A 9,473-nucleotide genomic window follows, 5' to 3' on the forward strand; every position below is an offset into this window, starting at 1 on the left:
GGAGGTCTTGTGAGTAACGAAGAGAAGTTGGTCGAGTACCTCAAGCGGGTCACGGCCGAGTTGCAGGAGACCAGACAGCGGCTGCGGGACACCGAGGAAGCGAGCCGAGAACCGGTCGCCATCGTCGGCATGGCGTGCCGGTTCCCCGGCGACGTCGACACACCGGACGATCTGTGGCGGCTGCTGGACGCCGGTGAGGAGGCGATCTCCGACTTCCCCGACGACCGGGGCTGGGACGCCGAGTCGCTGTACGACCCGGACCCGGACGCGCACGGCCGCACCTACACCAGGCGCGGCGGATTCCTGCACCGGGCGACCGAGTTCGACCCGGAGTTCTTCGGGATCTCGCCGCGCGAGGCGGCGGCGATGGACCCGCAGCAGCGGCTGCTGCTGGAGACCTCCTGGGAGGCGCTGGAACAGGCCGGCATCCGTCCCGCGTCGCTGCGCGGCGCCCGGGTCGGCGTGTTCGCGGGGGCGATGTCTCCGGACTACGGCCCCCGGCTGCACCACGCCACCGGCGGCGCCGAGGCCCACCTGCTCACCGGAACCACCAACAGTGTCGCCTCCGGGCGGATCGCGTACACCCTCGGACTCGAGGGGCCGGCCCTCACCATCGACACGGCGTGCTCGTCGTCGCTGGTGGCGCTGCACCTGGCGGTGCAGTCACTGCGCCGCGGGGAGTGCGCGATGGCGCTCGCCGGCGGCGCCACCGTGATGTCCACCCCGGGCATGCTCGTCGCCTTCAGCCGCCAGCGCGGACTGTCGCCGGACGGGCGCTGCAAGTCCTTCGCCGACGCCGCCGACGGCACCGGCTGGGCCGAGGGCGCCGGCATGCTCCTGGTGGAGCGGCTCTCGGACGCGCGGCGGCTCGGGCACCCGGTCCTGGCCGTGGTGCGCGGCAGCGCCGTCAACCAGGACGGTGCCTCCAACGGGCTGACCGCGCCCAACGGGCCGTCCCAGCAGCGGGTGATCCGGCAGGCCCTGGAGGACGCCGGGCTGTCCGCCGCGGACGTGGACGCGGTCGAGGCGCACGGCACCGGCACCAGCCTCGGCGACCCGATCGAGGCGCAGGCGCTCCTGGACACCTACGGCACGGACCGCGACCGCCCGCTGTGGCTGGGCTCGCTGAAGTCCAACATCGGACACACCCAGGCCGCCGCCGGGGTCGGCGGCGTGATCAAGATGGTGCTGGCGCTGCGGCACGGTGTCCTGCCCAAGACCCTGCACGTGGACGCCCCGTCCTCGCACGTGGACTGGTCGTCGGGCGCCGTGGACCTGCTGACCGAGCGGCGCCCCTGGCCGGTCACCAGCGCACCGCGGCGGGCCGCGGTGTCCTCCTTCGGGATCAGCGGCACCAACGCGCACGTGGTCCTGGAGCAGGCGCAGAAGAGCGAGACGGCCGAGCCGGTGACCGGCCGGACGCTGCCCCTGCTGCCGCTGGTGCTCTCCGGCCGGACCCCCGAGGCGCTGGCCGGGCAGGCGGAGCGGCTGCTCGCCGCCGTCCGGTCCCACGAACCGCTCGACGTCGCCTACTCGCTGGCGACCGCCAGGACCGCGTTCGAGCAGCGTGCCGCGGTCGTCGCCGCCGACCGGGACGGACTCCTCGACGGCCTGCGCGCGATCGTCTCCGGCGGCACCGCCCCCGCCGTGGTCCGGGGCACGGAACTGCCCGGCCGTACCGCGTTCGTGTACGCCGGACAGGGCACCCAGCGGCTCGGCATGGGCCGCGAACTGTACGCGGCCTTCCCGGTGTTCGCGCAGGCGCTGGACCAGATGTGCGCCGGATTCGACGGACTGCTGGACCGGCCGCTGCGCGAGGTGGTGCTCGCGGAACGGAGCCCGGCGCCGGGCCTGCTGGACCGCACCGGGTGGGCGCAGCCCGCCCTGTTCGCGATCGAGGTCGCGCTGACCCGGCTGCTCGGCTCCTGGGGCGTGCAGCCGGAGGTGCTGGCCGGACACTCGATCGGCGAACTGTCGGCGGCCTTCGTCGCCGGACTGTGGACGCTGGAGGACGCCTGCCGCGTCGTCGCGGCCCGCGGGCGGCTGATGGAGCGGCTGCCCGAGGGCGGCGCCATGGTGTCGGTGCGGGCCACCGAAGAGGAGGTCGCCGAGGTGCTGGCGGGCGACGCGGCGTGCGTCGCCGCCGTCAACGGCCCGGACTCCGTCGTCGTCTCGGGGGAGGAGGCGGCGGTCCTGCGCTGCGCCGAGCACTTCGCCGCCCTGGGCCGGCGCACCAAGCGGCTGCGGGTGAGCCACGCGTTCCACTCGCCCCTGATGGACCCGATGCTGGAGTCCTACCGCGAGGTGGTCGCCGGGGTGGCGTTCCACGAGCCGGTGCTGCCGATCGTGTCGACGGTCACCGGCGAACCGCTGCCCGTCGCGAGCGTCTGCTCGGCGGAGTACTGGGTGCGTCAGGTCCGCGAGCCGGTTCGGTTCGCGGTCGCGATGCGCCGCCTCCAGGACGAGGGAGTCACCCGTTTCGTCGGGATCGGCCCGGACGCCACGGTGTCGGCGATGACCGAGGACTGCTTCACCGAGCGGGAACCGCGGCCGGTCGCGATGCCGGTGCTGCGGGCCGACCGCCCGGAGGCGGCCACCGCGCTGACCGCGCTCGGCGCGGTCCACGCGCACGGCGGGGAGGTGGACTGGCACCAGGTGTTCGCCGGGACGGGCGCGGCCACCGTGCCGCTGCCGACCTACGCCTTCCAGCGCGAGCGGTACTGGATGAACGTACCGGCACCCGGTGACCTGCGGGACACCGGACTGGCGGCCGGTGAGCACCCGCTGTTCGGTGCCGTGCTCACGCTGCCGGACTCCGGCGCCACCGTGCTCACCGGCCGGCTGCTGCCGGCGAGCCAGCCCTGGCTCGCCGACCACGCGGTGCTGGACCGGATCGTCGTGCCGGGGACGGCGTTCGTGGAGATGGCGCTGCGCGCCGGGCACGAGGTCGACTGCGAACTGCTCGACGAGCTGACCCTGCACACCCCGCTCGTGCTGGCCGACGGGGCCGGCGCCCGGGTCCAGGTCGTGGTGGAGGCCGCCGACGACGCGGGCCGGCGGGCGGTGTCGGTGCACGCCCAGCCGGACGGCGGCGAGTGGGTCCGCAACGCGGACGGCGTGCTGTCCGCACGGGCCCCGGAGCCGGAGTCCGACCTCACCGTCTGGCCCCCGGAGGGGGCGCAGGAGGTCGAGATCGGCGACGTGTACGGCGACCTCCGCGGCCGGGGCTACGACTACGGGCCCGCGTTCCAGGGTCTGACGGCGCTGTGGCGGCGCGGCGACGAGGTGTTCGCCGAGGTCGCCCTGCCGGCCGAGGCGGAGGCCGACGCGGAGCGGTTCGGTCTGCACCCGGCGCTGCTGGACGCGGCGCTGCACGCGGTCTGGTACGGGCCCTTCCTCGACGGGATGGACGGTGCCGCCATGCCGTTCGCCTGGTCCGGGGTGTCCCTGTCGGCGGTCGGAGCGACCGCGCTGCGGGTGCGGATGACGTCCTGCCGAGCGGACACGGTGTCCCTCACGCTCGCCGACCCGGCGGGTGCGCCGGTGGCGTCGGTCGACAGCCTGCTGCTGCGGCCGATGCCGACGGACGCGCCGGGCATGTCCACGGACTCGATGTTCCGGGTCGACTGGCAGCGGGTGTCCGCGGAGCCGGACCGGTCCGCCCGGTGGGCGCTCGTCGACGACCTCGCGGACGTCCCCGCCGACCCGGACGTGGTCTTCCTGCGCTGCCCGGCCGGACCGGACGCCCGGCAGGTCACCGGCGCCGTGCTCGGCGTCCTGAAGGAGTGGCTCGCCGGGGAGCGGTACGGCTTGGCGACCCTGGTCCTGGTGACCGGCGAGGCGATCGGCACCGAACCGGGGGAGCGGCTCGGCGGGCTCGTCCAGTCCGGCGTGTGGGGACTGGTCCGCACGGCGCAGACCGAGAACCCGGGCCGGTTCGGACTCCTGGACGTGGACACCGAACAGGTCCCCTGGGACGAACTGGCCGCGCTGGTCGTCCAGGAGCCGCAGCTGGCACTGCGCTCGGGCCGGGTGCTGATGCCCCGGCTGGCCCGGGCCGAGGCCGGCGGCGACGGGGCGCCCGTGGCGGCGTTCGGCACCGGCACGGTCCTGCTCACCGGCGGGACCGGCACGCTCGGGGCCGTCGTGGCCCGGCACCTGGTGAGCACGCACGGCGTACGGCGACTGCTGCTGGTCAGCCGCGCGGGCGCGGACTCCCCGAGGAGTGCGGAGCTGGCGGCCGGACTCACCCGGCTGGGCGCCGAGGTAGAGATCGCCGCGTGCGACACCGCCGACCGCGCCGCCCTGGCCGAACTGATCGCCGCCATCCCGGCCGAAGCCCCGCTGACCGCCGTCGTCCACGCGGCCGGCGTGGTCGACGACGGAGTGCTGACCGAGCTGACCGCGCGGCGGCTCGACGCGGTGCTCAGCCCCAAGATGGTCGCCGCGTGGAACCTGCACGAGCTGACCCGCGACCTCGACCTGTCGGCCTTCGTCCTGTTCTCGTCGTTGTCCGGCCTGATCGGCCCGGCGGGACAGGCGAACTACGCGGCGGGCAACGCCTACCTGGACGCCCTCGCGCAGTACCGGCGGGCCCGCGGACTGCCGGGTGTGTCGCTGGCGTGGGGCATGTGGTCCGAACGCAGCACGATGACCGAGCACCTGACCGACGTGGACCTGGCCCGGCTGGCCCGGCTCGGCGTGACCCTGACCTCCGGGGAGCAGGGCGTGGCCCTGCTGGACGCCGCGCTCGGCCGCGACGAGCCGGTGCTGGTCCCGGTCGCGCTGGACCTGGCCTCGGTGCGCGCCCAGCGGGAGGTGCCGCCCATCCTGCGGCGGCTCGCGGGCCGGGGGAACCGCCAGCGCACCCCGCGCCGGGTCGCCTCGGTCCCGGTGTCCGACCGGCTGGCCGGGCTGCCGGAGGACGGCCGGTACGAGATCCTGCTCGACCTGGTCTGCACGGAGATGGCCGGCGTCCTGGAGTACGCGCCGGGACGGACGGTCGAGCCCGAGCGCGCCTTCTCCGACCTCGGGGTCGACTCGGTGTCGGCCGTGGAGTTCCGCAACCGGCTCAGCGCCGCGACCGGGCTGCGGCTGGCGCAGACGCTGGTGTTCGACCACCCGACCGCGGCGGCCGTCACCACCGAGCTGGTCCGTGAACTCGCCGCCAGGGACACGGCCCCGACCGGTTCGGTGCTCACCGAGCTGGACCGGGTCGAGACGGCGCTGACCGAGTCTGCGGTGACCGGCCCGGACGGGGACCGCATCGCCGAACGCGTCGAGGGCCTGCTGCTGAGGATCCGCGCCTTCCGGGACTCGGCCGACCCGTCCCGGGACCGGCTCGACACCACCGCCGCGACGGACGAGGAGCTGTTCCAGTTCCTGGACGGCAGCTGAGCACCACGCGGCGGTGACCCCGCGGCCCACCCGCCGCGGACGGGGCCCCGGTCCCGGCCGAGCGCCCATGACATCCCCTCGTCATGGGCGTTCGTCCGGCACCGGGGCCCCTCGCGTGGGCAGCGGAAAGGCCCCTGCCCACCGTCCGTGGGGACGGCGGGCAGGGGCCGGGTGGCCGGGGGACGGCCGGGTCAGCTACGGGCCCGGGGGGCCGGGAAGTAGCCCGTGGAGGTGAAGAACTCCGCGTAGGTGCCGAAGAGTTCGGCGTCGATCCGCGGGCACGCGATGTCCGTGCCCGCCAGGGCGGCCTCCGTCTCGCTGACGTCCACCCGCATGTACAGCGCCTCGCCCGCGGTCATGTACTCCCGGAAGATGTCGATCGTCGGGAAGAGCGCGTTGTCCCGGTCGGTGCGGACCCCGGCCACGAACTCGTCCCAGGACACCTCCTCCAGGACATGGCCGGCTTCCCGCAGCCGCGCCACCATCTCGGCGAAGCTGACCGCCACCGGGTTGAACAGGTGGAAGGTCCGGTTCTCCGCCGTACGGGACAGCTCCAGGACGGCCGCGCTGACGTAGTCGACCGGCACCATGGGGAACCAGGCGTTCGCACCGGCCGGGACCGCCCCGGCCTGGAGGCTGCCCTTGAGGCTCAGCCACACGAAGTCCCGGGTCTGGCAGGCGCCGTTGGTCTGCGCCCCGGAGATGACGTCCGCGCGGTAGACCGACACGGGCAGACCGCGCTCCTGGGCCAGCTGGATGATCTTCTCGGCGACGTACTTGGTCTGCCGGTACCCGTTGGTCAGCAGCTCCGGCGGGCCGGTCGGATGCTGCGGGGTCAGCCCGCCGCCGTCGGGGGCGGGACCGGAGAACACCCCGGTGCTCGACACGTAGTGCAGCGGGACCGTCCGGTGCCGCGCGGCGAGCCGCAGGGCCTCCTCCGTGCCGGTCACGTTGGCCGCCTTCAACAGCGGGTACGGGTGCAGCCAGTTGACCGTCGCGCCCGCGTGGTAGACCACGTCGGCCTCGCGGGCCAGCTGGTCGAACCGCTCCTCGGTGAGACCGAGGCGGGGCTCGGCGAGGTCACCGGTGAGGACGGTGAGCCGGTCGGTGTCGATCTCCTCCCAGATGCCGTACCAGGTGAGGTTGGCCCGCAGCCGCTCCAGCGCCGCCGCCTCGTCGGCGCCCCGGACCAGGCAGTGCACGGTGGCCTTGGTCGAGCGCATCAGCTCCCGCAGGAGGAAGGCGCCCACGAACCCGGTCGCCCCGGTGAGGAACACCTGCCGCGGGTCGGCGACCACGGTGGTGACCTCCGCGGCCGGGACCACGTCCTCGGCGAGCCGTATCTCGGCGGCGAAGTCCACCTCGGACGTCGGCCCGGTCTCGCTCCGGCTGGACAGTTCCGAGTCCAGGTACGCGATCAGCGCCGCGGGGTGCTTGTGGTCGAACAGCAGCGTCGGCGGCAGCCGCAGCCCCGTCTCGTTCTCCAGCAGGTTCCGCAGCTCGACCGCGGTCAGCGAGTCCAGGCCGAGGTCGGTGAAGACCGTGGTGGGGGAGATCCGGTCGGTTCCGCCGTGCCCGAGGATGGTGGCCGCCGCGGTGCGCACCAGGTCGAGCAGGACCTCCTGCCGGCCGGACTCGTCGAGCCCGGCGAGGCGCTCGGCGAGCCGCCCGCTGTCGGCGGAGGCCACGGAGACCACGCGCCTGGCCGGTCTGCGCACCAGACCCCGCAGCATGGGCAGCACGGGTCCGGGCTGCCGCTCGATCAGGCCGAGGTCGAGGTGCATCGGCACCGTCGTCGCGGGTGCGGCGGCGAGCGCCGCGTCGAACAGTTCCAGGCCCTCGGCCGGGGAGAGGGGCCGCAGACCCGCCTGGGTCGCGCGGGCCCAGTCCACCTCCGTCAGCCGGGACGCCATCCCGCTCGACTGCGCCCACGCCGCCCAGGCCACGGAGTCGGCCGGCAGCCCGGCCACCCTGCGGTGCTGCGCGAGCGCGTCCAGGAACTGGTTGGCCGCCGAGTAGTTCGCCTGCCCGGGTGAGCCGACGATGCCCGCGACGGACGAGAAGAGGACGAAGAGGGTGAGGGGGTGGTGGCGGGTGAGGTCGTGGAGGTGCCAGGCGGCGTCGGTCTTGGGGCGCAGGACGGTGGTGAGGCGGTCGGGGGTGAGGGCGGTGAGGATGCCGTCGTCGATGATGCCGGCGGTGTGGACGACGCCGGTGAGGGGGTGGGTGTCGGGTATGGAGCGGATGAGGTGGTCGAGGGCGGTGCGGTCGGCGGTGTCGCAGGCCGCGATGCGTACGGTGGCGCCCAGTGCGGTGAGTTCGGCGGTGAGGCGGTCGGCGCCGGGGGCGTCGGGGCCTCGTCGGCCGGCCAGGAGGAGGTGGCGGACGCCGTAGTCGGTGACCAGGTGCCGGGCGAAGAGGGCGCCCAGGGCGCCGGTGCCGCCGGTGATCAGGACGGTGCCCCGCGGGTCGGGCAGGGGACGGCCCGCACCCGCGTCCGACGCGCGCACCCTGGCCAGCCTGGGCGTGCTCGCCCGGCCCGTCCGGACGGCCAGCTGTTCGTGGCCGGACGCGATCGCGGCGGGCAGCCGGTCGGCACTGGCCGGGCTGCCGTCGAGGTCGATCAGGGTGACGCGGCCGGGGTTCTCGACCTGGGCCGAGCGGACCAGGCCCCACACCGGGGCGAGAGCGAGTGCGACGTCCTCCTCGTCGTGCGTGGCGACGGCGTGGGTGGTGACCAGCACCAGCCGGGACGTCTCGGACGCCAGCGCCTGCTGCACCAGGTCCAGCGCCCGGGCGGCCGCCCGGTGCGCGGCCCGCGCCGGATCGTCCCCGGCCGCCTCGTCCAGTACGGCGACCAGGACGTCCCCGGCGGCCTCCGCGACGCTGCCGACGCGGCGGGCGAGGCCGTCCAGCGGGGTGTCCCCGAGCGCGGACAGCCGGGCGGGGGCCAGGTCGTCCGGGTCGGGCAGCGCCACCGGCGACCAGGCCACGTGGAACAGCGAGTCGCCGGTCACGGAACCGGGGCTCCCGGTGGTCCGGGCCGGGCTCCGCCGCAGCATGCCGACCTCGGCGACCGGTTCACCGGCGTCGTCCGCCAGCCACAGCCGGAACGCGTCCGCGCCCGTGGACCTGATCCGCACCCGCAGCCCGCGCGCGCCGGTGGCGTACAGGTGGAACCCGTGCCAGGACAGCCCCGCGACCTCCTGCCCGTCGGCGAGCAGGGCGTGCAGCGCGGAGTCGAGCAGCGCGGGATGGATTCCGAAGGTGTCCGGTTCGGTCTCCTCGGGCAGCCGCACCTCGGCGTACAGGTCCTCGCCCCGCCGCCACAGCGCCCGCAGCCCCTGGAACACCGGCCCGTGGACGTGGCCCTGTTCGGCCAGCCGCTCGTAGAGGCCGTCGAGTCCGACCGGTACCGCGTCGGCCGGCGGCCAGTCGGCCAGGGTGATCAAGGGGGCCTGGGCCGGCTCGGTGAGCCGCCCGGTGGCGTGGACCTCCCAGGCCGCGGACGGGTCGTCCCCGTCCGGGCGCGACCCGATGGTGATGCGTCGGGAACCGTCCTCGTCCGGCGCCGCGAGGGCCACCTGGACCTGGACGGCGCCCCGGTCCGGGACGGTCAGCGGGACGCCGGTCGCCAGCTCGGCGACACCGGAGCAGCCGGCCTCGTCACCCGCCCGGACGGCCAGTTCGACCAGGGCGGCCGAGGGGAGGGTCACCGCGGTGCCGACGCGGTGGTCGGCCAGCCAGGGATGCGTGTGCAGCGACACCCTGCCGACGAAGACCGCGCCGTCACCACCGGCGAGTTCCAGGGCCGTGGTCAGCAACGGGTGTCCCGGTGCCGACAGGCCGAGCCCGGCGGGGCCCTGCCCACCCGACGGGGTCAGCGGCAGCCAGTAGGGGCGGTGCTGGAAGGGATAGGTGGGCAGGTCGGTCACCCGGGCACCCGACCCCGCATACAGTGCGGCCCAGTCCACCGCCTGTCCGGCCACGAACAGCCGGGCCAAACCGGTCAGCGCTGTTTCCACCTGCGGCCGGTCACGCCGCTGCAACGCCACGAACTGCGCGTCGGCCACCGA

At 75.0% G+C, this 9,473-nt stretch carries 2 protein-coding genes; one reads left to right on the forward strand and one right to left on the reverse strand.

Annotated features, from left to right (window positions below):
- Positions 1-9: 9 nt before the first annotated feature.
- Complete coding sequence (locus ACIRGB_RS35480) at positions 10-5,397, forward strand: SDR family NAD(P)-dependent oxidoreductase (protein WP_403873782.1); 5,388 nt, start codon at positions 10-12, stop codon at positions 5,395-5,397.
- A 191-nt stretch (positions 5,398-5,588) separates the two neighbouring features.
- Here the strand turns inward: ACIRGB_RS35480 and ACIRGB_RS35485 are convergent.
- On the reverse strand, positions 5,589-9,473 hold a 3,885-nt coding region (locus ACIRGB_RS35485; RefSeq protein ID WP_403873785.1), incomplete at its 5' end, for a thioester reductase domain-containing protein.

It is taken from the genome of Streptomyces sp. NPDC102490, assembly GCF_044765285.1.
Classification (GTDB): Bacteria; Actinomycetota; Actinomycetes; order Streptomycetales; family Streptomycetaceae; genus Streptomyces.